Source organism: Rhodospirillales bacterium, from assembly GCA_014323865.1.
Classification (GTDB): domain Bacteria; phylum Pseudomonadota; class Alphaproteobacteria; order SP197; family SP197; genus SP197.
This window is the reverse complement of record JACONG010000012.1, coordinates 58,426-84,239: the sequence shown is the minus strand read 5'-3', so window position 1 is coordinate 84,239 and position 25,814 is coordinate 58,426. Positions and strand designations below refer to the sequence as shown.

At 64.5% G+C, this 25,814-nt stretch carries 23 protein-coding genes and 1 pseudogene; 16 read left to right on the top strand and 8 right to left on the bottom strand.

Features of this window, described 5'->3' with window-relative positions:
* Positions 1 to 3: 3 nt before the first annotated feature.
* The 5 genes from glcE to GDA49_06645 all read left to right on the top strand — a co-directional run bounded on the left by glcE (position 4) and on the right by GDA49_06645 (position 3,717).
* Positions 4 to 1,197, top strand: a complete 1,194-nt coding sequence (glcE, locus tag GDA49_06665) for a glycolate oxidase subunit GlcE (GenBank protein MBC6440080.1) — start codon at positions 4 to 6, stop codon at positions 1,195 to 1,197.
* A 4-nt stretch (positions 1,198 to 1,201) separates the two neighbouring features.
* Positions 1,202 to 2,494 (top strand): glycolate oxidase subunit GlcF, encoded by a 1,293-nt coding sequence (gene glcF, locus GDA49_06660; protein MBC6440079.1) that lies wholly within the window; start codon positions 1,202 to 1,204, stop codon positions 2,492 to 2,494.
* Between the two features lie 117 nt (positions 2,495 to 2,611).
* Positions 2,612 to 2,878 carry a bleomycin resistance family protein gene (locus tag GDA49_06655; GenBank protein MBC6440078.1) on the top strand — a complete coding sequence of 89 codons (267 nt, stop codon included), beginning with the start codon at positions 2,612 to 2,614 and terminating at the stop codon, positions 2,876 to 2,878.
* Between the two features lie 65 nt (positions 2,879 to 2,943).
* A complete protein-coding gene (locus GDA49_06650) occupies positions 2,944 to 3,144 on the top strand; it encodes a hypothetical protein (protein MBC6440077.1) in 201 nt (66 codons plus the stop codon).
* A gap of 9 nt (positions 3,145 to 3,153) precedes the next feature.
* Positions 3,154 to 3,717 (top strand): tetratricopeptide repeat protein, encoded by a 564-nt coding sequence (locus tag GDA49_06645; protein ID MBC6440076.1) that lies wholly within the window; start codon positions 3,154 to 3,156, stop codon positions 3,715 to 3,717.
* Here GDA49_06645 and pyk read toward each other — a convergent pair.
* Entirely contained in the window at positions 3,714 to 5,117 is a 1,404-nt protein-coding gene (gene pyk / locus GDA49_06640; protein ID MBC6440075.1) for a pyruvate kinase, read from the bottom strand. The genes GDA49_06645 and pyk overlap by 4 nt on opposite strands.
* Positions 5,117 to 6,418: a glycerate kinase gene (locus GDA49_06635; GenBank protein MBC6440074.1), complete on the bottom strand. Its 1,302-nt coding sequence runs from the start codon at positions 6,416 to 6,418 to the stop codon at positions 5,117 to 5,119. The genes pyk and GDA49_06635 overlap by 1 nt, the downstream gene beginning before the upstream one ends.
* Before the next feature lie 125 nt (positions 6,419 to 6,543).
* Between GDA49_06635 and GDA49_06630 the strand changes: the two genes are divergently transcribed.
* The 3 genes and pseudogenes from GDA49_06630 (at position 6,544) to GDA49_06620 (ending at position 8,287) form a co-directional block, all read left to right on the top strand.
* Complete coding sequence (locus tag GDA49_06630) at positions 6,544 to 7,347, top strand: N-formylglutamate amidohydrolase (protein ID MBC6440073.1); 804 nt, start codon at positions 6,544 to 6,546, stop codon at positions 7,345 to 7,347.
* Positions 7,348 to 7,349: 2 nt separating this feature from the next.
* Positions 7,350 to 7,826, top strand: a pseudogene (locus GDA49_06625) (hypothetical protein).
* Between the two features lie 131 nt (positions 7,827 to 7,957).
* The gene (locus GDA49_06620; GenBank protein ID MBC6440072.1) at positions 7,958 to 8,287 is read left to right on the top strand and encodes a DUF1244 domain-containing protein; all 330 of its coding nucleotides are present in this window, start codon (positions 7,958 to 7,960) and stop codon (positions 8,285 to 8,287) included.
* 83 nt (positions 8,288 to 8,370) lie between these two features.
* Here the strand turns inward: GDA49_06620 and GDA49_06615 are convergent, their stop codons facing one another.
* The 3 genes from GDA49_06615 to GDA49_06605 form a co-directional block, all read right to left on the bottom strand.
* Positions 8,371 to 9,096 carry an SDR family NAD(P)-dependent oxidoreductase gene (locus GDA49_06615; GenBank protein MBC6440071.1) on the bottom strand — a complete coding sequence of 242 codons (726 nt, stop codon included), beginning with the start codon at positions 9,094 to 9,096 and terminating at the stop codon, positions 8,371 to 8,373.
* Between the two features lie 16 nt (positions 9,097 to 9,112).
* Positions 9,113 to 12,583: an indolepyruvate ferredoxin oxidoreductase family protein gene (locus tag GDA49_06610; protein ID MBC6440070.1), complete on the bottom strand. Its 3,471-nt coding sequence runs from the start codon at positions 12,581 to 12,583 to the stop codon at positions 9,113 to 9,115.
* A gap of 378 nt (positions 12,584 to 12,961) precedes the next feature.
* Positions 12,962 to 14,737, bottom strand: coding sequence for a long-chain fatty acid--CoA ligase (locus GDA49_06605; protein MBC6440069.1), 1,776 nt, complete (start codon positions 14,735 to 14,737; stop codon positions 12,962 to 12,964).
* 146 nt (positions 14,738 to 14,883) lie between these two features.
* Between GDA49_06605 and GDA49_06600 the strand changes: the two genes are divergently transcribed.
* Together GDA49_06600 and GDA49_06595 are read left to right on the top strand one after the other, a co-directional pair.
* Positions 14,884 to 16,665 (top strand): M3 family oligoendopeptidase, encoded by a 1,782-nt coding sequence (locus GDA49_06600; protein MBC6440068.1) that lies wholly within the window; start codon positions 14,884 to 14,886, stop codon positions 16,663 to 16,665.
* Between the two features lie 230 nt (positions 16,666 to 16,895).
* Complete coding sequence (locus tag GDA49_06595) at positions 16,896 to 18,152, top strand: AarF/ABC1/UbiB kinase family protein (GenBank protein MBC6440067.1); 1,257 nt, start codon at positions 16,896 to 16,898, stop codon at positions 18,150 to 18,152.
* A 22-nt stretch (positions 18,153 to 18,174) separates the two neighbouring features.
* Here GDA49_06595 and GDA49_06590 read toward each other — a convergent pair whose 3' ends face one another.
* Positions 18,175 to 18,636, bottom strand: a complete 462-nt coding sequence (locus GDA49_06590) for a hypothetical protein (protein MBC6440066.1) — start codon at positions 18,634 to 18,636, stop codon at positions 18,175 to 18,177.
* A 244-nt stretch (positions 18,637 to 18,880) separates the two neighbouring features.
* On the opposite strand from GDA49_06590, the gene GDA49_06585 reads away from it, so the two are divergent.
* Genes GDA49_06585 through GDA49_06570 form a run of 4 tightly spaced genes read left to right on the top strand, consistent with a single transcriptional unit; the run spans position 18,881 to position 20,796 of the window.
* Positions 18,881 to 19,063 carry a hypothetical protein gene (locus GDA49_06585; GenBank protein MBC6440065.1) on the top strand — a complete coding sequence of 61 codons (183 nt, stop codon included), beginning with the start codon at positions 18,881 to 18,883 and terminating at the stop codon, positions 19,061 to 19,063.
* Entirely contained in the window at positions 19,036 to 19,215 is a 180-nt protein-coding gene (locus tag GDA49_06580) for a hypothetical protein (protein MBC6440064.1), read from the top strand. Before GDA49_06585 ends, GDA49_06580 begins: the two co-directional genes overlap by 28 nt.
* Positions 19,212 to 20,261, top strand: coding sequence for an N-acetyl-gamma-glutamyl-phosphate reductase (locus GDA49_06575; GenBank protein MBC6440063.1), 1,050 nt, complete (start codon positions 19,212 to 19,214; stop codon positions 20,259 to 20,261). Before GDA49_06580 ends, GDA49_06575 begins: the two co-directional genes overlap by 4 nt.
* A 13-nt stretch (positions 20,262 to 20,274) precedes the next feature.
* Positions 20,275 to 20,796, top strand: a complete 522-nt coding sequence (locus GDA49_06570; GenBank protein ID MBC6440062.1) for a gamma carbonic anhydrase family protein — start codon at positions 20,275 to 20,277, stop codon at positions 20,794 to 20,796.
* Positions 20,797 to 21,025: 229 nt separating this feature from the next.
* Here GDA49_06570 and GDA49_06565 read toward each other — a convergent pair whose 3' ends face one another.
* Together GDA49_06565 and phaC are read right to left on the bottom strand one after the other, a co-directional pair.
* Positions 21,026 to 21,661 carry a LysE family translocator gene (locus GDA49_06565; GenBank protein MBC6440061.1) on the bottom strand — a complete coding sequence of 212 codons (636 nt, stop codon included), beginning with the start codon at positions 21,659 to 21,661 and terminating at the stop codon, positions 21,026 to 21,028.
* Positions 21,662 to 21,729: 68 nt separating this feature from the next.
* A complete protein-coding gene (gene phaC, locus GDA49_06560) occupies positions 21,730 to 23,529 on the bottom strand; it encodes a class I poly(R)-hydroxyalkanoic acid synthase (protein ID MBC6440060.1) in 1,800 nt (599 codons plus the stop codon).
* Between the two features lie 158 nt (positions 23,530 to 23,687).
* On the opposite strand from phaC, the gene GDA49_06555 reads away from it, so the two are divergent.
* Complete coding sequence (locus GDA49_06555; GenBank protein ID MBC6440059.1) at positions 23,688 to 24,515, top strand: OmpA family protein; 828 nt, start codon at positions 23,688 to 23,690, stop codon at positions 24,513 to 24,515.
* Positions 24,512 to 25,804: a homoserine dehydrogenase gene (locus GDA49_06550; protein ID MBC6440058.1), complete on the top strand. Its 1,293-nt coding sequence runs from the start codon at positions 24,512 to 24,514 to the stop codon at positions 25,802 to 25,804. Before GDA49_06555 ends, GDA49_06550 begins: the two co-directional genes overlap by 4 nt.
* The last annotated feature ends 10 nt before the right edge of the window (positions 25,805 to 25,814 follow it).

The window sequence follows — 25,814 nt, the reverse complement described above, 5'->3', positions numbered from 1 at the left end:
ACGATCCGACCGGCTACCGCCGGCGAGGTGCGCGGCCTGCTGGCGTGGGCTGCAGCGGAAGAGGTGCCGCTAGACATCGTCGGGGCAGGTACGAAACGTGCTTTCGGCCATGCTGTGAGCGCCGCTCATCGCGTCGATCTCACGGCTCTTTCGGGCATCGTCGACTACGAGCCCGCCGAACTGGTTCTGACCGCGCATGCCGCAACCCCGATCGCCGAGATCGAGGCAATGCTGCGCCAGTCCGACCAGATCATGGCCTTTGAACCACCCGACCTCGGCCCGCTGTTCGGCGAGGCGCCGGAGAAGGTGACCCTCGGCGGCATTCTTGCCGGTAATCTCTCTGGTCCTCGCCGGGTTCTGGCCGGTGCATGCCGCGACCATGTGCTGGGTGTCGAGGTGGCGACGGGCCGGGGTGAGCTGGTCAAGGCGGGCGGTCGCGTGGTCAAGAACGTCACGGGCTACGACCTCACCAAACTGATGTGCGGATCATGGGGCACGCTCGGCGTGGTGACCGCAGTGTCGGTGAAGGTGCTTCCGGCGGCAGAAAAGACGAGAACGGTCCTTGTCGCAGGTCTGACGCCCGAGGCCGCAAATGAGGCGATGACCATAGCGCTCTCGAGGCCGCATGAGGTCTCTGCCGCCACGTTCGTGCCGTCCGAGATCGCCGCACGATCGTCGGTCAGCTACGTCGCGGAGGCCGGCCGTGCGATCACGGCAATTCGTGTCGAAGGACCACCCGTTTCCGTTTCTGCACGCAACGAGGCGCTCCATGCGCTGCTCGGGCCCCTCGGCGATATTGAGGAACTGCATGGCCACAACTCCGTTCGCTTCTGGCAGGAGGTGCGTGATGTCGCGCCGTTGATCGGGAACGGCGACGCGATCTGGCGTCTGCACGTTCCGCCGGCTTCGGGTGGCGCCGTTCTCGGCAATCTCGTCGGTAGCGGGGTCGAAGGTTATCTCGACTGGGGTGGCGGGCTGCTCTGGTGTTCCGCGCCGGCGACCGCGGAGGCGTCCAAGATGATCAGGACGGCGGCCGGGACAGCCGGAGGCCATGCCACGATGGTGCGGGCGTCGGATGCTCTGAAGGCATCGGTCCCGGTGTTCCATCCGCAGCCTGAGAGTCGCGCGGCGCTGACCGTGCGTATCAAGCAGGGTTTCGATCCGTCGGGAATCCTCAATCCCGGACGAATGGGCTGAGGCGATGGAGACACGCTTCGATCTTGTCCGGCTGGCCGATCCGCAGATTAAGGAGGCCGAGCGCATCCTGAAGACCTGTGTGCACTGTGGCTTCTGCCTTGCGACCTGCCCGACCTATCTGCTGACTGGCGACGAGCGTGACAGCCCGCGCGGCCGGATCTACATGATCAAGGACATGCTGGAGCAGGATCGTCCGGCGGACGATACGACGGTGCGACATGTCGACCGCTGCCTGTCGTGCCTCTCGTGCATGACGATCTGTCCGTCGGGTGTGACCTACATGCATCTGGTCGACCACGCCCGTGCGCACATCCACGAGACACGAACCCGGCCTGTGGACGAGACCCTCGTCCGCAAGGTGATCACCTGGACCGTGCCGTATCCGCGTCTGTTTCGCCTATCGCTGATCGGTGCGCTGCTCGCAAAGCCGTTTCGATCTCTGCTGCCTGGTCGGTTCCGACGGTTGACGGCGATGGCGCCTGATCGTCTCGCAACGCCGTCCTGGGCCGATCGCCCGGGCATTCACAAGGCGGCGGGCGAGCGGCGCATGCGGTTGATGCTCCTGAACGGCTGCGTCCAGCAGGTGCTGACACCGGAGACCAACGCCGCCACGATCCGTTTGCTGACCCGTCTGGGGTGCGAGGTCGTCGTTTCCCGGGGAGGGGGGTGCTGCGGTTCGCTGGTCCTCCACATGGGTGAACGTGACAAGGCGCTGGCGGCCGCTCGCGCCAACCTGGCGGCCTGGTGGGATGCCGGTCCCTTCGACGCTGTCATCGCCAATGCCTCGGGCTGCGGCACCCAGATCAAGGAGTATGGTTTCCTTCTGAAGGACGACCCCGCATGGGCGGCGCTGGCCGCCGAGGTCTCCGCCAAGGCGCGGGACGTCTCGGAGGTGCTCGACGAGCTGATCGAGGAGGGCGCCGCACCGAGCGATGCGCCGTCTGTCGCCTACCATGCCGCCTGTTCGCTCCAGCACGGCCAGAAGATCACGGACCTGCCCGCCGACATCCTGCGACGGGCGGGCTTCGACGTGCGCACAGTGCCGGAAGGCCACATCTGCTGCGGTTCGGCGGGCACCTACAACATGCTCCAGCCCGAGCTGGCGGACCGCCTTCTGGAGCGCAAGTGCGCCAACATCGCCGCAACCGGCGCCAATGTCGTCGCAGCTGGCAACGTCGGGTGCATCGTGCAGATTTCAGGCGGCACAAACGTGCCTGTCATCCATCCGGTAGAGCTTCTGGATTGGGCCACCGGTGGCCCGAAACCGGCGGCACTTGATGAACGCGAGACTGCCTGAACCGCGGAGGACGTGATGGCAAGTCCCGAGATTATCGAACAGCACCATGTGCTTGTCGTCCCGGACATTCAGGCGACGGCGCGATAGTGGATCAATCACATCGGGTTCAAGATCTGGATGGAGCCGGACGGATGGATCTTTCTCCGCCGGGGCCGTTGTTCCCTGATGCTGGGGCAGTGCCCGGATGCGATTCCGCCGGGGGATCTGGGCGACCATCAGTACTTCGCCCATCTCGTGCTCGACGACGTCAACGCCCTGCATGTGGAAAATCACGGCCACGGGCCTCAAGATCGCGCCGCCGGTCGACAAGCCGTGGGCATGTCTGAGATGCCGGTGCAAACGCCCGACGGTCATCGGGTCATGTTTAGTCAGGATCTCGATTAGCTCCCGCCTTGAGGCGGCCGCCGTTCGGCACTATCTCTCCGTCATTCGGCAAACGGAGAACTGCGATGGCTCGCAAGCGAAAGAGCGTGCGCCGGCAGTCGGGTTCCGCCCGGGCGCTGGCCGATCCTCGCTACCGTCTCCGCGTTGTGCGGAACCGGAAGCGCTACACCAGAAAGGGTCGCGATCCCCAGGGCCGCGGCCCTTTCGATTCGGTGTCACGCAGCCTTGAGCGTATTGACCTTGGCAGGCACGGCCGCGCTGCCTAGATTCGGTTCATGCCGAAACGGATGATGCTGGCCGCGATGGGCCTCTTCACGGCGCTGACGATGTCGGTGTCCCCCGCGCTTGCCGCCCAGGACGATCCGCGCCTCGACGGGCTGTTTGCGCAACTGCATGCCACGTCGGATCCGGCGCAATCGCAGCTGCTGCAGAGCTATATCTGGGCAATCTGGGTCGAGGCTTACGACGAGGAGCTCAACGCGCTGATGACGGGCGGCACGCGGGCCATGCAGGTCGGCGACCTGCAACTTGCCATCGGCTATTTCAGCCAGCTGATCGACGTCGCGCCTGACTTCGCCGAGGCGTGGAACAAGCGCGCCACGGTCTACTACATGATCGGGCGCTACGATGAATCGATCGCTGACTGCATGAAGGCGCTGGAGCTTGAGCCGCGCCACTTCGGTGCGCTGTCGGGGCTGGGCCTGATCTACAGCGCCCGCGATGAGCCTGAACAGGCGCTCTACTGGTTCCGCGAGGCCTTGGCGCAGAACCCGCATATGGAGCAGATCGTACAACGTGTCGAAGAGCTCAGTCGCGAGCTCGAAGGTGAACCCGTCTAGTCGACCCAGGCGATTCTGAGTGCGTTGGTCGCGCCCGGCGTGCCGAACGGGACGCCCGCGGTGATGATGATGCGGTCACCGGATCCCGCGAAACCTTCCTGCTTCGAAAGCGTACAGGCGCGCTGAACCATGTCGCCGAAGTCCTGGGCATCGTCGGTGTGAACAGAGTGCACGCCCCAGGCCACCGCAAGACGGCGGGCCGATTCGATCTTGGGCGTGAGACCGAGGATCGGGACGGCAGGCCTGACGCGCGAGGCCCGAAGGGTGGTTGCGCCCGAGACCGAATAGGCCACGATGGCCTTGGCGTTCACGGTCTGGGCGACCTGGCGCGCCGCGGTCGATATAGCGTCGGCGCTGGTTGCTTCGGACGTGGTGGCGAGCGGATCGTAAAGCGGGTCGTGCTCCACCGTCGTCATGATACGGTCCATCATCGCCACAGTCTCGGATGGGTACTCGCCAACCGCCGTTTCGCCTGAGAGCATCAGCGCGTCCGCACCGTCGTAGACCGCCGTCGCCACGTCAGAGGCTTCCGCGCGGGTCGGGGTGGGCGAGGCGATCATCGATTCCAGCATCTGGGTCGCGACCACCACTGGTTTGCCGGCCTGGCGGCAGGCGCGGATGATCCGCTTCTGGATGCCGGGCACCTCTTCGGGCTTCATCTCCACGCCCAGGTCGCCGCGCGCCACCATCACGCCGTCGGCGAGTTCGATGATGTTGCTCAGACAGTCGATCGCCGAAGGCTTTTCGAGCTTTGCCATCACGGCGGCGCGGCCCTCGACCAGTTCGTGCGCTTCGACGATGTCCGATGGGCGCTGCACAAACGAGAGCGCAATCCAGTCGCAGCCCAGTTCGAGCGCGAACGCGAGATCTTCGCGATCCTTCTCCGTCAGCGCCGCGATCGGGAGCTGCACGCCGGGCAGATTGAGGCCCTTGTTGTTCGACAGCCGGTCGCCCGCCTCTACGGTAGTCTCGGCGAAATCCTCACCGCAACGGTCGACATGGAGCACGACGCGGGCGTCATCCAGGCAGATGCGGTTGCCGGCCTGGATCGCCGCAAAAATCTCGGGATGCGGCATGCCCGCGCGATTGTTGTCTCCGGGTGTCGGATCCAGGTCGAGCCGGAACGATTGGCCGCGTTCAAGATCGACACCGTCGTCGGCGAAGGTGCCGATTCGCAACTTCGGGCCCTGAAGATCCGCGATGATTCCGATCGGGCGTCCGGACGTCACCTCAAGGTCACGCAGGATGCCGTAGCGTTCGCGATGATCGCCCTGACTGCCGTGGCTCATGTTGAGACGGAAGACATCGGCGCCAGCATGGAAGAGCGACGAGATCATATCGTGCGACGAGGTCCCGGGACCGAGCGTCGTGACAATCTTGGCTTGACGGTTGCGGTGCATCATCCCCACTTCCATGCATCGGATCCTGTGCCCGGATGCGTGATCACGATAGCACGGAAGTCATTAACATTCGTGCGTGTCGGGCCGGTGACGACGCAATCGCGCAGGGTGGAGAAAAACCCGCCGCTGTCCTGGCGGGCCAGCATATCGGCGGGGCTCAGCCCGGCCTCACGAGCTCGCCGCAAGGTGTCGGGAGCCATGACGGCGCCGGCGGCTTTGCTGAAGCCGTCGATGCCGTCGGTGTCGCACGCCAGTGCGTGTATGTTCGGGTGGCCGTCGAGCGCGACGGCGAGTGCAAGCAGGAACTCCTGGTTGCGTCCGCCGCTGCCGCCCTTGCTGCGCAGGGTGACTGTGGTCTCGCCGCCCGAAAGGATCACCGCCGGCGGGCTGGCGGGGCCGCCGTGGTCGGCGATCTTGCGGGTGATCGCAGCGTGAACATTCGCCACGTCGCGGGCCTCGCCTTCGATCGTGTCGCCAAGGATGAGAGGGTTCATCCCCGCCTCCCGGACACGCTCCGCGGCTGCCGCGAGCGCATGGCGTGCTGTCATGACGATCTGTGCTTCGGCACCGGCAAGGCGCGGGTCGCCCGGTTTGACGGTTTCACTGTCGGCTGATTCAAGCCACATTCGGACTGCGTCGGGGACCTCGAAGCCGCACCGCTCCACGATACGCCTGGCATCGGCGCTGGTCGTCGGATCGGCCACCGTCGGCCCCGAGGCGATCACCGAGAGGTCGTCGCCGGGCACGTCGGAGATGGCCAGCGTCACGACCCGCGCGGGTGCTGCCGCCACGGCAAGACGTCCGCCCTTGATGGCCGAGAGGTGTTTCCGGACGCAGTTCATCTCGTGAATCGTCGCACCGGAGCGCAGGAGCGCCTTGTTGACCGCCTGCTTGTCGGCCAGCGTCACGTCCGGTGCGGGCAGAGCGAGCAGCGATGATCCCCCGCCTGAGATCAGGCACAGCACCATATCGTCTGCCGTAAGTCCTTGAACCTCATTGAGAATTCGTTGCGCTGCCTGGCTTCCCGCTGCGTCGGGGATGGGGTGCGCCGCTTCGACCACCTCGATCCGTTCGGTCGGGATGCCGTGGTCGTAGGGCGTGACCACAAGGCCGGACAAAGCACCTGCCCAGCCCTTCTCGACATAGGAAGCCATGGCGGCGGCGGCCTTTCCGGCACCGACGACCACCGTCTTGCCCTTGGGCGGCAACGGCAGCCGGTCGTGAAGACAGGCATCTGCACGCGCGGCGTTGATTGCTTCCTCGAACAGACTGATCAGAAAGCTGCGAGGGTCAAAATCCATGGCTGGGCGTTTTGGCATGCTGGACGGTTCCGGTGCAATCGGCGAAATCAGGAGAGGATGGGTCTTCTTGTCGCCTGAAGCCGTCGATATAGTCGCGAGCCATGGATTCTGTCAGGCGCGATTTCATCTCTGACATGCGGCGCGAGGACGATCCTTTGCTGGGCCCCGACGACCCGCCTCCTTACGAGATCGTCAATCCCAGGGGCACGCTGCCGGTCGTCCTGCTGTGCGATCACGCGAGCAATGCCGTGCCCGAGGCGCTTGACAACCTAGGCCTTGCGGCCAGCGAGCTCGAACGTCACATCGCTTGGGACATAGGTGCGGCCGAAATCACACGCCGCATGGCGGCTCACTTCGATGCGCCGGCTGTGCTCTCCGGTTACTCGCGCCTGGTGATCGACTGCAACCGGCAACTCGATGACGAACAGTCGATCGTCACGGTGAGCGACGGCACAGAGATTCCCGCCAACATCGATATGTCGCCCGCCGAGGGGGCCGACCGCACGGAGGCGTGCTTCTGGCCTTATCACGAAGCTGCCGCGGCCGTGATCGAGGGCGTTGAAGCGCGGGGTGTCGTGCCCCCCGTTGTCATGATTCACTCGTTCACGCCCGTGATGGGGTGTCGCTTGCGGCCCTGGCATATCGGGATCCTGTGGGAGCGGGACGGCCGTATTGCGCTGCCGCTGATGGATCACTTGCGGGCCCGCGGCGATCTCTGCGTCGGCGACAACGAGCCCTACACCGCATCGTCACCCCACGGCTACACCATGCCTGTGCATGCCGCCCGTCACGGCCGCGCGAACGTGCAGATCGAGATCAGGCAGGACCTTATCGGCAACGAGGCCGGAATCGCGGCTTGGACGGATATCATGATCGAAGGCTTCACGAGCATCTTCGCCGGTGAGGACATTTACCGACGGGAGATTTGACCATGACCGGCGCAGAGCCGTCGTTCACCCTGGGGGTCGAGGAAGAATATCTCCTGGTTGACCGGGAAACCGGCGCATTGGCGTCCGATCCGTCCGAGGAATTGGTCGAGGAATGTGTTGCCGAGTTGGGTGATCAGGTCACCAATGAGTTCCTGCGCACTCAGGTCGAAAATCGGCACCCAAGTGTGCAAGGACATCTCTGAGGTGCGGGATGAGCTGCGCCGTTTGTGCGGCGGTGTCATCCGGGCCGCCGGAAGGCATGGGCTCGCCCCGATCGCTGCCTCGACCTGATGAATCAGGCGCGCTACTTCCTGCCCCACCTGCTGTGTCTGACGACCTTGTCGCCGTTCTGGCAGAGTCGCAACACCGGTCTGAAGTCCTATCGCCTGACGGTGTTCGACAGCCTGCCGCGCGAGATCGCCCGCAACGGGCATATCGACCGAACGCCAGATCGCGGTCTACGAGGCTGCGGGCGGTGACGCGAGCCCGGATGAAGCTCTTCGCGCCGTGGCGCTGTCACTGGTCGATGAGACCGCGGCCGCGTGGCTTGAGCGTCTGGCGGCCCGTCCCCACATCCAGAAGACAACGGAACAAACCCAAGGAGTCGACCATGGATGACGCCACTCGTACGGAGATTGAGGCTGCGGTGTTCCGCCGCCTGCGGGATCACTTCCAGCGCAAGCCCGAGATCCAGAACATCGACCTGATGAACCTGGCCGACTTCTGCCGCAACTGCTTGTCGAAATGGTACCGCGCCGAGGCCGGGCAGCGCGGTGTCGAGATGGACTACGACAACGCGCGCGAGCTGATCTATGGCATGTCCTACGGCGACTACAAATCGCAGTACCAAGAGAAGGCCACGCCCGAGAAGATGGCAATCTTTGAAGAAGGCGAGAAGCGCCGCGCCGCCGAAGCTGATGCCCGCGGCGAGGAGCACTAGGGCTCAAACCGAACGGGTATCATCCCCCACCAGGCATGCAATGCGCGCCGAGGCTCGGGCATGAGGTTCAGTCTTTTGGAGGCCTACCAGCGCTCAATGGCGGGACGCAGGTCGACCTCGTGGGTCCAAGCGGTGTGGTGCTGCCGGTGGATCGAGAGGTAGGTCTCCGCGGTCGCGTCAGAATCGAGCAGGGCATCAATGCCCTTCCCCGGGATTTCGTGGATGTGGGCCGGCCCGTTGATCTCGCCGTCGATGTTGACCAGTGCGACATGGACGCCCTTGGGGCCGAGTTCGCGCGCCATCGATTGTGCAAGGCCGCGCAGGCCGAACTTGCCCACGGCGAATCCTGCAAACAGGGCAGAACCCTTGTAACAGGCGGTGGCACCGGTGAAGATGATGGTGCCGCTGCCGCGCTCTGTCATGCGGCGGGCGGCCTCGCGGCCAACGATGAAGCCGCCGAGGCAGGTCACGTTCCACTGCGCGACCATCTCATCGACCTCGATGTCGAGGATCGACTTCATGAGGAAACCACTGGCGTTGTAGACGACAAGATCGGGTTCGCCGAGTTCGCCTGAAACCCTGTTCAACAGGTCATGGATCGAGACCTCGTCGGTGGCATCGCAGGGATAGCCATAGGCGTTACCATGCATGGTGCTCTCGACATGCGCGGCGACTTCCTCGGCGTTGTGTGGATTGCGTGACGCCACGGCGACCACCATGCCCGCGGACGCGAACCGGCGGGCGAGTCCTGCGCCGAGCCCGCCGCCCGCACCGATCACAACCGCAACACCACTGTCAGAACTCGCCATGATCTCCTCCTCAGAGCTACTCCGCCGCCAGTTTTTCGTCGGCCGGCCGGTTCAAGGCCGCCAGGATCTCGGCGCGCCGCTCGGCGGCCTCGTCCATCGCTTTCATCTTCACGGGACCGAAGCCCTTGATGCCGTCGGGCACCAGCGCCAGGGCAACGCAGAGCCCGTGATTGTCGGGTGACAGTGACGACAGGATTGTCGCGAGGTCAGCTTCGTAGTCGTCGATCAACTTCCGTTCGCGCCGCCGCTCGCCGCTCCAGCCGAAGGGGTCGAAGGTCGTGCCGCGCAGCCCCTTGATCGCGGCCAGTCCGCGCAGCAGGGGCATGATCCAGGAGCCGAACATTCGCTTGGCCGGGCGGCCGGTCACAGGGTCCGCGCGGGACAGCAGCGGCGGCGCGAGATGCAGGCTGACGCGCCCGCCGTCCTCGAAGGCCTTGGCCAGTGACGCGGCAAAGGTGCCATCGGTGTAGAGCCTGGCGACCTCGTACTCATCCTTGTTTGCCAGAACCCGGTGCAGGTTGCGTGCGACCGCCTCGGTCAGAGAGGTTGAGCCGGGCAGGGCGTGCGCCTCAGCTTCTCGCACCCGCTCGATAGCGGCTGTGTAGCGTTGTGCGAGGCGTTTATCCTGATAGTTCCACAGGTGGACGGCTCTGCGCTCGATCATCCCGTCCAGCGACTCGGAGAGGTGGCGTCGTGCCAACGTCGGGCGTTGTGCCGTTGCGGCCGCCACGACTCGTTTCGGGTTGACACTAAGCAGGCGCCCGATGGCGAAGGCATGGCGGTTGAGCGCGATCGCGACACCGTTGAGCGCTATGGCCTGATCGATTGCATCGGCTGAGATCGGGACCAGCCCGCGCTGCCAGGCGGCCCCCAGCAGCATCATGTTCGCAGCGATGCTGTCGCCGAACAGCGCCTCGGCCAGCACGGTGGTATCCCATGACGTAACGTCGTTGCAGTGTCGGCCAATCCGTTCGATCAGTGGTGTGGCGGCCACGGTCGCATCGGGGTTACGTGTGAAGTCGCCGGTCGGCGCGGCATGGTGGTTGACGACAGCGCGGGAGCGCCCTTCATCGCCGCGCACCACGACTTCGGTCGTGGCGCAGTGTACGAGATCGCAGCCGAGCAGGAGGTTGGCCTCGCCGACGCCGATCTTGGACGCGTTGAGACCGTCGGGTGTGGCGGCAATGCGAACGTGGCTGGTGACGCCGCCGTACTTCTGGGCGAGCCCGATCTGGTCGAGCACGGCAATGCCCTTGCCGTCGATATGGGCCGCCCAGCCCAGAATCTGCGCCAGCGTGATGACGCCGGTTCCGCCGACGCCAGCAATCACGATCGACCAGGGTGTGTCCAGCGTTGCCAGGTCGGGCAGAGGCATCGGGCCGTCGAGCAATCGTTCGAGGTCGGCCGGCTCCGGCTTGCGCGGCTTGACGCCCTCGACCGTGACAAAGCTGGGGCAGAAGCCGTTCAGGCAGGTCATGTCCTTGTTGCACGATGACTGGTCGATCTGCCGCTTCAGACCGAACTCTGTCTCGACCGGCACGATCGAGAGGCAGTTGGACTGCACCCCGCAATCGCCGCAGCCCTCGCAGACGGCCTCGTTGATGAAGACACGCCGGGGCGGGTCCTCCATCAGGCCACGCTTGCGGCGTCGGCGCTTCTCGGTCGCACAGACCTGATCGTAGATCAGCGCTGTGACGCCGGGTGTTTCGCGCAGAAGCCGTTGCACGGCATCGAGCTCGCTGCGGTCGTGGAGGGTGACGCCCTTGGCGAAGTCCGCCAGGGTGGCGTACTTGCCGGGTTCGTCGGTCAGGACCGCAATTCGCCGAACGCCTTCGCCGTAGAGCTGATGGGTGATCAACGGCACGCTGGGCGAGCCTTCGAATGGCTGGCCACCGGTCATGGCCACCGCATCGTTGTAGAGCAGCTTGTAGGTGACGTTGACACCGGCCGAGACCGCCGCGCGGATTGCCAGCAGTCCCGAGTGCACGTAGGTGCCGTCGCCGATGTTGACGAAGACGTGCTCGGTGGTACGGAAGGGCGAAAGGCCGATCCAGTTCGCCCCCTCGGCGCCCATCTGGGTGAAGGTGAGCGTGTTTCGCTCCATGCTCTGCACGAGGTAGTGGCAGCCGATGCCGGCAAAAGCCTCGCTGCCCTCGGGAACGTGGGTCGAACTGCTGTGCGGGCAGCCCGAACAGAAGTAGGGGATGCGCGCCACCGTCGACGTGTCGCGCTGTGCCGCCTCGAGGCGGCGTTCCAGGGCATCGGCCCTCTCCGCGAGATCGCCCGCTCCGCCGTTGGCTTCCAGCCGTGCGACCAGGGCGGTCGCGATCATCGCGGGTGACAGCTCGTCCCAGGACGGCAGCAGTGTTGCGCCCTGGTCGTCCTTTTTCCCGACGATGCGCGGGCGTCGGCCGTCGGGCAGATCGTAGAGGATGTCGCGGACCTGCGGTTCGATCAGGCCACGTTTCTCCTCGACCACGAAGATCTCATCGAGACCGTCGGCGAAGCGGCGCAGACCCTGGGGTTCGAGCGGCCAGGGCATGCCGATCTTGTAGACGCGAAGGCCGAATGCAGCCGCGCTGTCGTCATCGAGTCCGAGCTGGGCGAGCGCCTGGCGGACATCGAGATAGGACTTGCCGACCGTCGCGATACCGAGGCGCGGCCGGGAGCTGTCCAGCACGATCCGGTCCAGACCGTTGGCGGCGGCATAGGCCAGCGCGAGGTCGATCTTGTAGCGGTGCAGCCGCTCTTCTTTGGCGAGCGCCGAATCCGGCCACCGCAGATGAACGCCCTCGGCAGGCACAATGGCGGAGTCGGGCAGCACGATCTCGGGCCTGGCCGGGTCGATCATGACCGATGTGGTCGTGTCGACGGTCTCGGAGACCAGCTTCATGCCGGCCCACAATCCGGCGAAGCGCGACATTGCCCAGCCGTGCAGCCCGTAGTCGAGAAACTCCTGGGCGCCTGCCGGGTGCAGTACGGGGATCATGGCGTCGACCAGGCCGAACTCGCTCTGGTGCGCCGAGGTCGAGGACTTGCATGTGTGATCGTCGCCCGCCAGCACGAGCACGCCGCCGTGGCGCGATGACCCGGCCGTGTTGCCGTGCTTCAGGGCATCGCCGGAACGGTCGATACCGGGTCCCTTGGCGTAGAGCATGGCAAAGACGCCATCGACCGTGGCGTCGTCGAACAACCCGGTCTGCTGGCTGCCCCAGACCGATGTGGCGGCAAGGTCCTCATTGATCCCGGGCGTGAAGTGGATAGCGTGGCGTTCGGTGAACTGGCGCGCCTGCCACAGGGCCGTATCGAGCCCGCCCAGCGGAGAACCCCGATAACCGGTGATGTAACAGGCCGTGTTGAGCCCCTGTGCCCGGTCGCGCTGGTACTGCAACATCGGTAGACGAACCAGCGCGTGTGTCCCCGACAGCAGGACTCGGCCCTGCTGCCTGGCATAGCGGTCATCCAGCGAGACGTTGGCGTTGCTCACACTCTGTCCTTAGCACGGAAGAACAGGCTCGCCACCCCGACAATGTCGACGCCGCCAAGACCTGGGTCAGCCTTTCGAGGACCGTCATGCCGTCGACATCGGGCATGTTGAGATAAGGCAGAACACAGTTGGGACGCATCGCTTGATCGCCGGTCATCAAGAGGTCGGGCGCGACCCGGCCATCTTCGTCGGTTTCCGTGCGAAACCCCATCGAGCCGACGATTTCGCCATACAAACGGTGCTATACCGGATCGTCAGCGACGATCAGGATTTGTTGCAACATGATCCCACCTTCGTTCCTGTTTGGAACACGTCAGCAACATGCGGGCCGCATCGGTAAAAATTCCAGCAACCGTGAACTGATGAAATCCGGGGGATTTATCCGTAGAGCGACTCAAGGGCGGAGCCGTAGACCTCTTTCACGGCATGGCGGCGCACCTTCAACGTCGGCGTCATCAGCCCGTTGTCGACCGTGAAGGCCTCGGACGCCACCATCACTCGCTTGACCTTCTCGATCGCAGAGAGGTGCGCGTTGGCCCGGTCAATCACGGCCTTCATCTCGGAGAGGAGAGCCGGTTCGTCTGCTAGGGCGGCCAGCTTGGGACCCAGATTGTGGCGCTTGGCGAACGCGATCAGATAAGCATCGTCCGGCACCACGACGGCCGCCAGGTAGGGCCGCTTGTCGCCGTACACCATGGACTGCGCGATCTCGGGCTCCATGTTCAGAATGCCCTCGACACGCTGTGGCGCGATGTTGTCGCCGCCGGAATTGACGATGAGGTCCTTCTTCCGGTCGGTGATGCTGAGGAAACCTTCGTCGTCGAACTCGCCGATGTCGCCGGTGTGGAGCCAGCCGTCCTTGAGCGCTTCGGCCGTGGCCTCGGGGTTGTTCCAGTAGCCATCCATCAGGAGGCCGCCGCGAACCAGAATCTCTCCGTCCTCGGCGATCCTCACCTCGACCTCGGGCAACGGCCGCCCGACGGTGGCCATCTTGATCCTGTCGGGCAGGTTGGCTGAGACGACAGGTGCCGCTTCCGTCTGGCCGTATCCCTGGAGCAGCACCAGGCCCAGAGCGGAGAAGAACGTGCCGATGTCGGGGTTGAGGGGTGCGCCACCCGAAACCAGCACCTTGAGCCGGCCACCGAAGCGATCGCGCACCTTGTCGCGCACCAGCTTGTCGAGCACCCGGTCCTGCAGGCGTTCGAGGATGCCCAGGCGTTCCCCGTTGAGCCGCTTCGTGCCCAGCACGACGGCCTTCTCGAAGAACTCCTTCTTCTTTCCGCCCTGCCGGTTGACGCCGGAGAGGATGCGCTGGCGCATCACCTCATAGAGCCGCGGGACGCAAGTCATGATCGTCGGGCGCGCCTCGGGCATGTTCGTGATCAGGGTGTCGGCACCTTCGGCGTAGTAGATCTCCGCGCCGATCGAAATCGGAAAATAGAGCCCCGCGGTGTGTTCGTAGGAGTGCGAGAGCGGAAGGAACGAGAGGAAGGTCTCCTTCGATGACAGGAGAGGCTCGAAAGCGATGTAGATGCTCTTGATGTTCGACATCACCGCGTGATGCGAGAGGACCACGCCCTTGGGCAGGCCGCCGGTTCCGGAAGTGTAGATGAAACACGCCGTGTCCTTGCGGGTGACCTGGGCGGCATGCGCCTCGACCTCGGTGGCACCAGCCTTTCCACGGGCCAACGCATCGCTCCAGGACACGACATCGACGCCGTCGGCCGCCTCGACCTCCTCGATCGCAACAACGCGTGTGACACCGGCCGACCTGCAGGCCGGAAGCAGACGCCGGGCAAGCTGCTGGTCTGCCACGATCGCCAGTGTCGCACTGCTGTCCTTCAGCACATGCTCGTGCAGCGCTTCGGTGTTGGTCGTGTAGGCGGGGACCGTGACGCCACCCGCTGCAATGATGGCGAGATCGGCAATGACCCATTCCGGCCGGTTTTCGGCGACGAGGACGACCCGGTCGCCACTCTTCAGGCCGAGATCGGTCAGTCCTGCAGAGAGCGCGCGGACATCGCGGTCGACCCTGTCCCAACTCCAGGGTCTGTAGGCTCCGTCCGATTTGGCCCACAGAAAAGGCTTGTCGCCTTCGCGGTGCGCGATTTCGAAGAACATCGTGGCCAGGTTCGGCCAGTTGTCATAGTTCATGAAGAAGTGTTTGGCATGTCGTGACTCAAGAGGTGGTCGCACGGTGTGGTTGAGACAAATCGCCTCGTTCAGGATCGCTTACATCGGCCCACGATATCCCCATATGGTAAGCCTTATGCAGCTCACAACGCTTCCAGGAGTTTTCGATGTCTGAAGCCGCCACGCTGGGCGATCTGCCCGAATGGGATCTTTCCGTCTTCTACGACGGATCCGACGATCCCCGGATCGATGCGGACATGGTGCGGTTGACCGACGAATCTGGAGCCTTCGAACGCGCGTTCAAGGGCCGCCTGGCCGATCTGGGGGCGACGGAGTTCGCCACTGCAATCCGCCGTTATGAAGCGATCGAAGACGGTCTCGGGCGTGTGGGTAGCTACGCCCAGCTCCACTTCGCGGGCAACCAGTCGGACCCCGAACGGGCGCAGTTCTACCAGGGTGTCGTCGAACGGCTGAACGATATCACCGGGCGTCTGATCTTCTTCACGCTCGAGATCAACCGGATCGACGACGACGCCATGGAACGGCTGCTGACCGACAAGGGTGTGGCGCGCTACAGGCCGTGGCTTGAAAACGTCCGCTCGTTCCGTCCGCATCAGCTCTCCGATGAGGCCGAGGAGATGCTTCACGAGCTCTCGGTCGTTCAGACTCAGGCCTGGATACGCCTGTTCGACCAGACCATCGCCGGTCTGCGCTTCGAGATCGATGGCGAGACCATGACCGAAGCCCAGGCTCTTGATCTTCTGTCGTCGACCGATGGCACCAAGCGCAGGGCCGCTGCGCTGGAACTGGGCAGGGTGTTCAGGAACAACGAACAGCTTTTTGCCCATATCACCAACACGCTCGCGAAGTCGAAGGCGATCGACGACGGCTGGCGTTCCTTCGTCCACCCGATGTCCTCACGAAACCTGGCCAATCAGGTCGAGGACAAGGTGGTCGAAGCCCTGATCGAGGCGGTGCGCGAGGCCTACCCACGGCTATCCCACCGCTACTACCGCATGAAGGCGCGCTGGTTCGAACAGGATCAGCTCCCGTGGTGGGACCGCAACGCGCCGCTGCCCAATGACGACGATCGCGAGATCCCCTGGTCCGATGCGCGCTCGCTCGTGCTTGACGCCTACGGCGACTTCGCGCCGAAGATGGCCGAGATCGCCGATGTATTCTTCGAGAAGAACTGGATCGACGCTCCGGTGCGCGAGGGCAAAGCCGGTGGTGCCTTCTCGCATCCCACAGTGCCGTCGGCCCATCCGTTCGTGCTGCTCAACTACCAGGGCAAGGTGCGGGACGTGATGACGCTGGCCCACGAACTTGGCCACGGTGTCCATCAGGTGCTGGCGGCCGGGCAGGGTCCTCTGCTGGCCGATACACCGCTGACGCTTGCCGAAACGGCCTCGGTCTTCGGCGAGCAGCTTGCCTTCCGCCGCATGCTCGACGGGGAGGACGACGAGGGCCGTCGTCGGACCATCCTCGCCGGCAAGGTCGAGGACATGCTCAACACCGTGGTACGGCAGATTGCCTTCTGCGAGTTCGAGCGGCGCGTACACAACGCTCGCAGGGACGGCGAGTTGACGCCCGAACAGATCGGCGATCTGTGGATGGGCGTACAAACCGAGAGTCTCGGCGACGCCTTCACCTTCGACGACGACTACAGGATTTTCTGGTGCTACATCCCGCACTTCATTCACTCGCCGTTCTACGTCTACGCCTACGCTTTCGGCGACTGTCTGGTGAACGCGCTCTATGCGCACTACCGGGAGGCGGAGGAGGGCTTCCAGGATCGTTTCCTGGACATGCTCCAGGCCGGCGGCACAAAGCGTCACAAGGAACTCCTGGCACCCTTCGGTCTCGACGCGTCGGACCCGGCGTTCTGGTCGAAGGGCTTGGGCGTGATCGAAGGTTTCATTGACGAATTGGAAGCCGCAGGAGGATGATCCCAACATCTCTTGGTACCGTCCCGGGCGACCGGATGGGTGCCCGTACCCTTTGGCGGATGCGCGGGCCGAGATGCCGGCTCGTGCTCGTTTTGTTCGCCTGGCCGGGATGACTCGATGGGGAGTGCTGTGACGTGACCGACTCGGATCGCAGCGAAGCGAACCGGCTGACCGGGCGGGTCGCCCGCTACGCGCGCGTCGGCACGTCAGTCGGCCGCGTGGGCGCACGCATGGCGGCGGGCCGCTTCCTGGGCGTGCCGACCGACCAGGGCGACATGGCTGCCGACCTTCGCGTTGCGCTGGGCGGCCTCAAGGGGCCTCTGATGAAGGTGGCGCAGCTCCTCGCCACGATCCCTGACGTCCTGCCGTCGGACTATGCGGCGGAACTTGCGCAACTGCAGTCCAACGCGCCGGCGATGGGCTGGCCCTTCGTGAAGCGGCGCATGTCGAGTGAGCTGGGTCGGGACTGGCAGAAGAAGTTCGGATCGTTCGACCGCGAGGCTGCCGCGGCGGCGTCGCTCGGCCAGGTTCACCGTGCGACCTCGACCGGTGGCGCGCCGCTCGCCTGCAAGCTGCAGTACCCGGACATGCAGTCGGCGGTGGAGGCCGACCTCTCCCAGCTCAAGCTGATCTTTTCGATCTATCGCCGTTACGACAAGGCGATCGACCCGAGCGGCATCCACGAGGAGATCGCCGAGCGACTCCGCGAGGAGCTCGACTACGACCGCGAGGCCCGCCACCAACGACTCTACGCCGAGATGCTGAAGAAGCAGCCGCGGGTTGACGTTGCCCCGATCGTACCGGAGCTGTCGACCAAGCGGCTTCTGACCATGGGCTGGCTCGACGGCGAACCGCTGATGACAGCCAGGGAGCGCCCGCTTGAGGAACGCAACGAACTCGCGATGTCGATGTTTCACGCCTGGTACGAGCCTTTCTACGGCTTCGGTGTCATCCATGGCGATCCGCATCTCGGCAACTACAAGGTTCGGCCCGACATGGGCGTGAACCTGCTCGATTTCGGCTGCATTCGTGTCTTTGTACCCAAGTTCGTCACCGGAGTGATCGATCTTTACCACGCGCTGCAGAACGACGACCGCGACCTTGCCGTTCACGCTTACGAAACTTGGGGCTTCACCGGTCTCTCGAACGAGGTGATCGACACGCTCCACCTCTGGGCCGAGTTCGTCTACGCGCCGCTCCTGGAAGACAAGGCGCGCGCCATCCAGAACGAGGGTACCATGTACGGTGCCCGGGTCGCCTCCCAGGTGCACGGTCGCCTGCGCGAATTCGGCGGTGTCACGGTGCCGCGCGAGTTCGTCTTCATGGACCGGGCCGCCATCGGCCTCGGGAGTGTCTTTCTTCACCTTGAAGCCGAGGTGAACTGGCACCGCATCTTCCATGACCTGATAGAGGGCTACGACGAGGCGAAGCTGGCGAAGCGCCAGAAGGCGGCACTCAAGACGGCGGACCTGCAGGTCCCGGCCTGACCGTGCAGGCCTCGGATCGCATTCACTCCTCTGCGGGAGGGAACCAGGTGAGTGAGGAGTGGTGCAACGATATGAGAACGCGTCCATCCAGCTTGTGGTAGGCAAACGTGTAGTCGGCGCGCGTTGCGTTGCCGTCCTCATCGACGAACGTGTAGTGACCCATGTCCTTGTAGCCGAGCCCGCCGGCCTTCAGGATCGGACCGGCCGCGCTCTGAAACTCCACCTGCTTCCAGTTTCGATAAAGGAAGCCATGATCGTGGGGGTAGTCCGGATCGCCGCCAACGAAGTACGACCGTGCGCCGGCGCGGTCGAGCCGGATGACGTCCGCCAGGGTCGGCTTGAAGAGAAGCGGTTCGTCCGGTGACCCGAAGTCGTAGAGATCGAGAAGCTGTTCGACATCCTGCTCGGTGACATACTTGGCCCAGACACGTTGGGCATTGATCACTTCTGCCCTGGTCATGGGCTCGTACCTGCGGTTGGCCATGGCTCATACTCCTCGTTGGCGCGCTGCCCGGGACCATAACGGCCGCCACAGATCCGGAACAGGAGCGGATCGTACCGAAACCATGTGACATCTGCAGATAACGACAAACCGGCCAGTTACCGACAGGAGCAGAGACGGAGGATGGGTAATGTTTGCGCGTGAGAACTGATCTGCGAGACGATCCCGTTGCCCGATCGCCAAACCGTGACGGATGTCGAGATGGCCTCAGCCGCTCAGGCATTTCATGCCTTCATGCGCACGCCGCACGGCACACTCGGCTGCGGTCCGTGCCGCACTCGACGCACACAGGCCCGAGGACGCCTTCGACGGCAAGGAACTGGCGCTGCTGCGTTACGCCGCGAAACTGACGACCGATGTCGGTGCAATGATGTCGGTGCGATGGAGAAGGCTGATGCCGCCGCCCTGAAGGACGCCGGTTGCGACGACGGCGAAATTCTTGAGGTCAACCAGGTGGTCGCCTGTTTCAACGGCTCCAACCGCCTGCTGAACGGCTTCGGCGTCTCGACGGCGGGCGACATGGTGGGTTACTACAGGCCGAACACAGGAGATGAGGCATGAACCCCAATGAGAAGCTCAGGGTCGCGGTGCTGGGTGCCAGCGGCTACACGGGTGCCGAACTGCTCAGGTTCGCGGTCGAGCACGACGGCATCGAGATCGCGGCGCTGACCGCCGACCGCCGTGCGGGTGAGCCCGTGGGTGCTGTCTATCCCCATCTCGCACATATCGCCCTGCCGGACATGGTGGCGATCGACGATGTCGATTGGTCCGGCATCGATGCCGTGTTCTGCTGCCTGCCGCACGGGACGACCCAGGAGGTCATCAGCGGCCTGCCCGAGCACGTGAAGGTCGTCGATCTCTCAGCCGACTTCCGGCTTTATGACACCGCCGTTTATGCCAGCTGGTACGGCGGCGAGCATCGGGCACCGGAGCTCCAGAAGACGGCGGTCTACGGCCTCACGGAGATCCGGCGCGACGCGGTCAGGGATGCGCGGCTGGTCGCCAATCCGGGCTGCTACACGACGGCCGCCGAATTGCCTCTGATCCCCTGCCTTGAGGAAGGCCTGATCGGGACCGACGGGATCATCATTGACGCCAAGTCGGGCGTCAGCGGTGCCGGACGGTCGCCGAAAGAGGGAAATCTCCACACCGAGGTGAGCGAGGGCATCCATGCCTATGGTATCGCCAGCCACCGCCACACGCCGGAGATCGACCAGGAGCTTTCGGAAGCCGCGGGCGAGCCGATTCAGGTGACGTTCACGCCGCACCTGATGCCGATGAACCGCGGCATCCTCGCGACGACCTACGTGACGATGAAGGATGGCGCGACCGCCGACGACCTGCGCGGCGCGCTCGCCCGCCGCTACGAGGGCGAACCCTTCACCAGGCTGGTGCCCCAGGGGCAGGCGCCCGCGACACGCCATGTGCGCGGTTCGAACCTTTGCCTGATCGGTGTCTTTGCGGACCGGGTTCCGGGACGCGCCATCCTGGTCTCCGCGCTCGACAACCTGGTCAAGGGCGCGTCGGGACAGGCGCTGCAGAACATGAACGTGATGGCTGGCTTCGAGGAGACCAAGGGTCTTTCGCGCGTTGCCGTCTTTCCTTGACTCTGTGACACCAATTATCATTCCATACAAAGGTTTTACACCATCTATCTCAAGTGATGGTTTCGTTGCGCCGGGCGTGTTTGTTTCCGGAAACGTCACGATCCTCGACGAGGTGGCGATCCTTCCCGGCTGTGTCCTGCGTGGCGATGTGAGCCCGATTCACGTCGGGCGTCGGACCAATATTCAGGACTGCACGGTGGTCCACGTCTCTAGCAAGGACGGGCCGGTCTGGATCGGCGATGAGGTCACGATCGGGCATCACTGTCTGATCCATGCCTGCACGCTTGAGGACCGCAGTTTCATCGGCATGCGGGCGACGGTGATGGACCATGCCGTTGTCGAGACGGGGGCCATGGTCGCCGCTGGTGCCCTCGTGACACCGGGCAAGCGGGTGCCGTCGGGCGAGCTCTGGGCCGGCTGCCCGGCCAGGAAGATGCGCGACCTGAGCACCGAGGAAATCGACGGGTTCATGTCGACGGTCGATCGTTACGTCGATCACGGCAAGGCGTACCGGGAGGCGCTCGGCACCCTGTGAGTCGCGACACCGTCATCGCCCATGTGTGCGAGACCATCCTGGCCCTGGCACCTGGCCGGCTGGCGCTGGTGGCGGTGGACAGCCCCGATGCTTCGGCCAAGACGCCCTTCGCTGCGACGATCCGGCCTTTTTGCCGGCTGTTGCTCGGTGGCACGTTACCGCGCCGGATGCGATCCCGTCGGTGCCGCCGATGTCCCGATCGACAACAACAACCCTGGGGCACCGGTCATCATTGTGCGGTCTTGGAAAGATCGGTCGGATCGAGCACGATCATGAGCGCTGTGGCGGCGATCAGGGTCGCCATGGCGAGACCGAAGACCCGGCCCGACCTGGGGTCGCTGAAGACGCGCCGCAGCGCTTCGCCCGCGGCCATCCAGGTGCCGTTGGCGATCGGCGTGCAGACCATGAAGATCGACGAGATCACCAGCGTGCGGACGGTGATCGAGGGCGACAGCTCGACATAGCCGCCGGCCACGGCCAGTGCGATCGCCCAGCCCTTCGGATTGACCCACTGGAACAGCATGGCTTCGACCATCGAGAGCGGTCGTGCGTCCGATCGTGCGGCTCCGGCATCGGACGTCGCGGGGCGCAGCGTGGCGCGCGCCATCCTGAAGGCAAGCCAGAGCAGCCACGCCGCCCCGGCGGACTTCACGATGTTGAGAAGGACGGGGAGCTCAAGGATGACCGCGCCGAGCCCCACCGTGACGACGGCCAGCATGAAACCGAAGCCGATCAGGATACCCAGCATGTGCGGCACGGTCCGCCGCCAGCCGTAGGCGGCGGACGCGGCCATCACCATCAGGTTGTTGGGCCCGGGCGTGATCGAACCGACGAACGCCAGAACAATCAGGCTCCAGAGGAGCACGAAATCAATCATGTCGCAAGAAAGGACAGCCTTGCTGCCTCAACGTCAAGCGTGAACTTGTCGGGGTACTAAGGACCCCGTGACGGTCCCTGAGCCGGGTCGCGCAGGTCCACCTTGATGTAGCTGCCCGGGGCGTCCTCGATGACCTTGAGGTCCCTGTCGCCTGGCGTGCGGGCCGGTACCCTGGCACCGGCATGGCCCTGGAGCCAGGCCATCCAGTCGGGCCACCACGAGCCATCATGCTTGTCGGCGGCCGCCAGCCATTCTTCGGGATCGGCCGGGTTTTTGGCGTTGGTCCAGTAGCCATACTTGTCCCTGGCGGGCGGATTCACGACACCGGCGACATGGCCCGACATGGCGAGCGTGAAGCGTGTGTTGCCGCCGTAGATCCGGGTCGCCTTGTAGGTCGAATCCCAGGGCGCGATGTGATCCTCGCGAGTCGAAAGCAGATAGCTTGGCGTCTTGATCTTCGTGAGGTCGATCGGTGTACCGTCGAGCTCCAGCTCGCCCCGTGACAGGGCATTGTCGAGGTACATGCGGCGCAGATACTCGCTGTGCATGGCGGCCGGCATCCGTGTCGAGTCGCCGTTCCAGTAGAGAATATCGAACGGGAAGGGATCCTTGCCCAGGAGATAGTTGTTGATCACGAACGACCAGATCAGGTCGTTGGCACGCAGCGTGTTGAATGTCGCCGCCATCTCCGAGCCCTCAAGATAGCCGCGCTTGGTCATCACGGCCTCGAGACCCTCGACCTGATCCTCGTCGATGAAGACCTCGATGTCGCCGACCTCCTCGAAATCAATGAGCGATGTGAGGTAGGTCGCCGAGGCGATGCGGTTGTCCCTGTGGGCGGCCATGTAGCCGAGCGTGCAGGCCAGGAGCGTGCCGCCGATGCAGTAACCCAGCACATTCACGCGCTTTTCGCCGGTCGCCTGTTCGATGGCGTCGAGCGCGGCGAGCGGGCCCTCGAGCATGTAGCTGGTGAGGTCCTTCTTCGCGAGCTCCGCATCGGGATTGACCCAGGAGATGACGAACACCGTCTGGCCCTGCTCGACGGCCCAGCGGATGAACGAGTTCTGCGGCTTGAGATCGAGGATGTAGTACTTGTTGATCCACGGTGGCATGATCAGCAGCGGCTTGCGGTGCACGGTTTCAGTGGTCGGATCGAACTGGATCAACTGGATCAGGTCGTTCTGGTAGACCACCTTGCCGGGCGTCGTGGCGAGGTTGACGCCGACTTCGAAGGCGTCCTCGTCGACCATCCTGATCGACAGCTGGCCCTTGCCGCGCTCGAAGTCGTCGAGCAGGTTCTCGAGGCCCTTGACCAGGTTGTCACCCTTGGTCTCGGCAGTGGCGCGCAGGACTTCGGGATTGGTCGTCGCGAAGTTGGTTGGCGAAAGCGCGTCAACGTAGAGCTTGGTGTAGAAATCGAGCTTCTTCTTGGTCTTCCTGTCGAGCCCCTCGACTCCGCCCATCAGGTCCTGCAGCCAGTTCGACGAGAGCAGGTAGGACTGCTTCATGTAGTCGAAGACCGCGTTTTCCGACCAGCTTTCGTCGCGGAAGCGCCGATCGTCGCGCGCCGGTGCGACGACAGGCTCGGCCTCTTCGCCCGCCATGCGGCGTGCCGTGGCCTGCCAGAGGTCCATGTAACCCTTCCAGAGATTGACTTGGGCTTGCGCGAGCTTGACCGGATCGGTCAGCAGCTGGACATAGGCCTGCATGAAGACCTCTCCCATCCGGCGCATGTCCTCGAACTGGCCGGGGTCGCCCTGGCGCGCCATGAAGTCGGCCATTACGCGCTGGCTGCGCTCGGCGATCGCCTGCCATTCGTCAATCGGCAAGTCGGTTTCCTGGGTCGTTTTGGTCATTGCGGCGGGTCCGTCGGTCCAGTCAAGTGCTCGGTTTGACGCCGTTTCTGTTGTGAGTTGTGTCAAAAACAGGTAATTTTCCGCCCACAACGGCGCCCATTGGCGAGCGGGTATACATGAAATTGTGCGCTGCAACAAAGACAGTCCTGCAACAGCGCATGGCTGGCATGCTTTCTGCGACGTTCCTCGTCAGTGCGGCGGTGTTGCTGACATCCTGCGCGTACTGGCCGGACGATCTGAATCCCAGCGACTGGTACAGCGCGGTGGCCGGCGAAGAGGCCGCGCCCGGTGCCGACGAGGACTATCCGAATCTCAGCGAGGTCCCGGAGGCGCCCGGGAACGTCTCGAGCCCCGAGGAGATCCACCGGATTGCGCAGTCGCTTGTGGCCGATCAGGTCAACGCGCGGCATATGAGCGACATCGTGCGCGCCGATGACGAAACGTCTCCGGCGGTCGTGCCGGTTCCGACCGAGGTTCCGGGCATCTCCCATGAAGACCCGGGCTTCGACGAGCTGCCCGACGCCTCCGGCCCTGACGCCACGCTGCAGACCCGGACGGCTGCGGCTGCGGGCAGCCCGACGACAGTGATCAACGATCCGACCTTCACGACCGCCGGCAATGCGCTCCTCTCCGAGATGCTTGTGGCGATCATCGGATTCGGTCGTGGATCGTCGGCGCTCGGTCAGAAGGAGCGCGAGATCGTGGCCCGGCTTGCAGCGCTTCATCGGCAGACCGGCGGCAGGATCCGGTTGATCGGTCATGCCAGCCGCAGCGTCACCGGATTGGCCGATGCCGAGCGGGAGCCGGTGAACTTCAAGGTGTCGCTGGACCGCGCCACGGCTGTTGCCGACGAACTGATCCGCAACGGTGTGTCGCAGGGCGACATCCTGATCGAGGCCGCGGCCGACGACAGCGCGATGGCCGAGGCAGCCGGTATCGTCGACGAAGCGGGCGAGCGTCGCGTCGAAGTGTATTTCGGCGCCTGATGTCGGCGTTGCGTGTCGCCATCGCCGGCCTTGGAACGGTCGGCGCAGGGGTTGTGGATGTGCTGCAGAGCCATCGCGCTATCCTGACAGCCCGTTGCGGCAAACCCATCGACATCGTGGCGGTCAGCGCACGCGACAGGTCACGTGATCGCGGAGTCGATCTCTCGTCCTGTCGATGGGTCGGGAATGCTCGCGACATGGCGTCCGACCCGGAGATCGATGTCGTCGTCGAACTGATCGGCGGCGAGGAGGGGATCGCGCGGGACCTCGTTTCGGCGTCGCTCGCCGCGGGGAAACACCTGGTGACGGCCAACAAGGCGCTTCTCGCCGTGCACGGCACCGGGATCGCCGCCGCAGCTGACGAGACCGGGGTTCACGTCGGCTACGAGGCGGCTGTGGCGGGCGGCATCCCCATCATCAAGGCGTTGCGCGAAGGTCTCGCCGGCAATGCGGTCAGTCGCGTCTACGGCATCCTCAACGGGACCTCGAACTACATCATGACGATGATGCGGGAGGCGGGTGCGCCCTTCGACGAGGTCCTGGCGGACGCCCAGCGGCTCGGCTACGCCGAGGCCGATCCGACGCTGGACATCGGCGGTGGCGACGCCGCTCACAAGCTTGCCATCCTCGCCAGTATCGCGTTTCAGCGCCCGGTCGACTTCCATGGCGTCCATGTCGAGGGCATCGAGAGGATCACTGCGCTCGACATCGGCTTCGCCGGCGAGTTCGGCTATCGCATCAAGCTGCTGGGGATAGCCCAGCGCGGCGAGGGCGGCATCGAGCAGCGCGTGCATCCCTGCATGGTGCCCGAGGACGGTCCGATCGCTCATGTCGATGGAGTGTTCAACGCGGCCGTGGTCGAGGGCGATTTCGTCGATGCGACGACCTATGTCGGTCGTGGCGCCGGTGCCGGACCGACCGCTTCGGCCGTCGTCGCCGACCTTGTCGATATCGCGCGCGGTGCCCGCTTGCCGTTGTTCGGCGTTCGTGCTTCTGAGCTGACCGCAAGCTCCTCCGCTTCGATCGACCGGCGCCACGGAGCCTATTACATCCGCCTGATGGTGGCCGACCGCCCCGGCGTGATAGCCGATGTGGCGGCGATCCTGCGCGACGCGGCGATCTCGGTGGGAAGCCTGCTGCAGCGCGGACGTGACCCCGACGAGATCGTGCCCGTCGTCATGACGACACATGAGACCGACGAGGCCGCCATGCGCCGGGCCCTGGAACGGATTGCCGCGCTGGATGCGGTGGCGGAACCGCCCATGACCATCCGGATTGAGCATCTCTGAGCACGTTTGC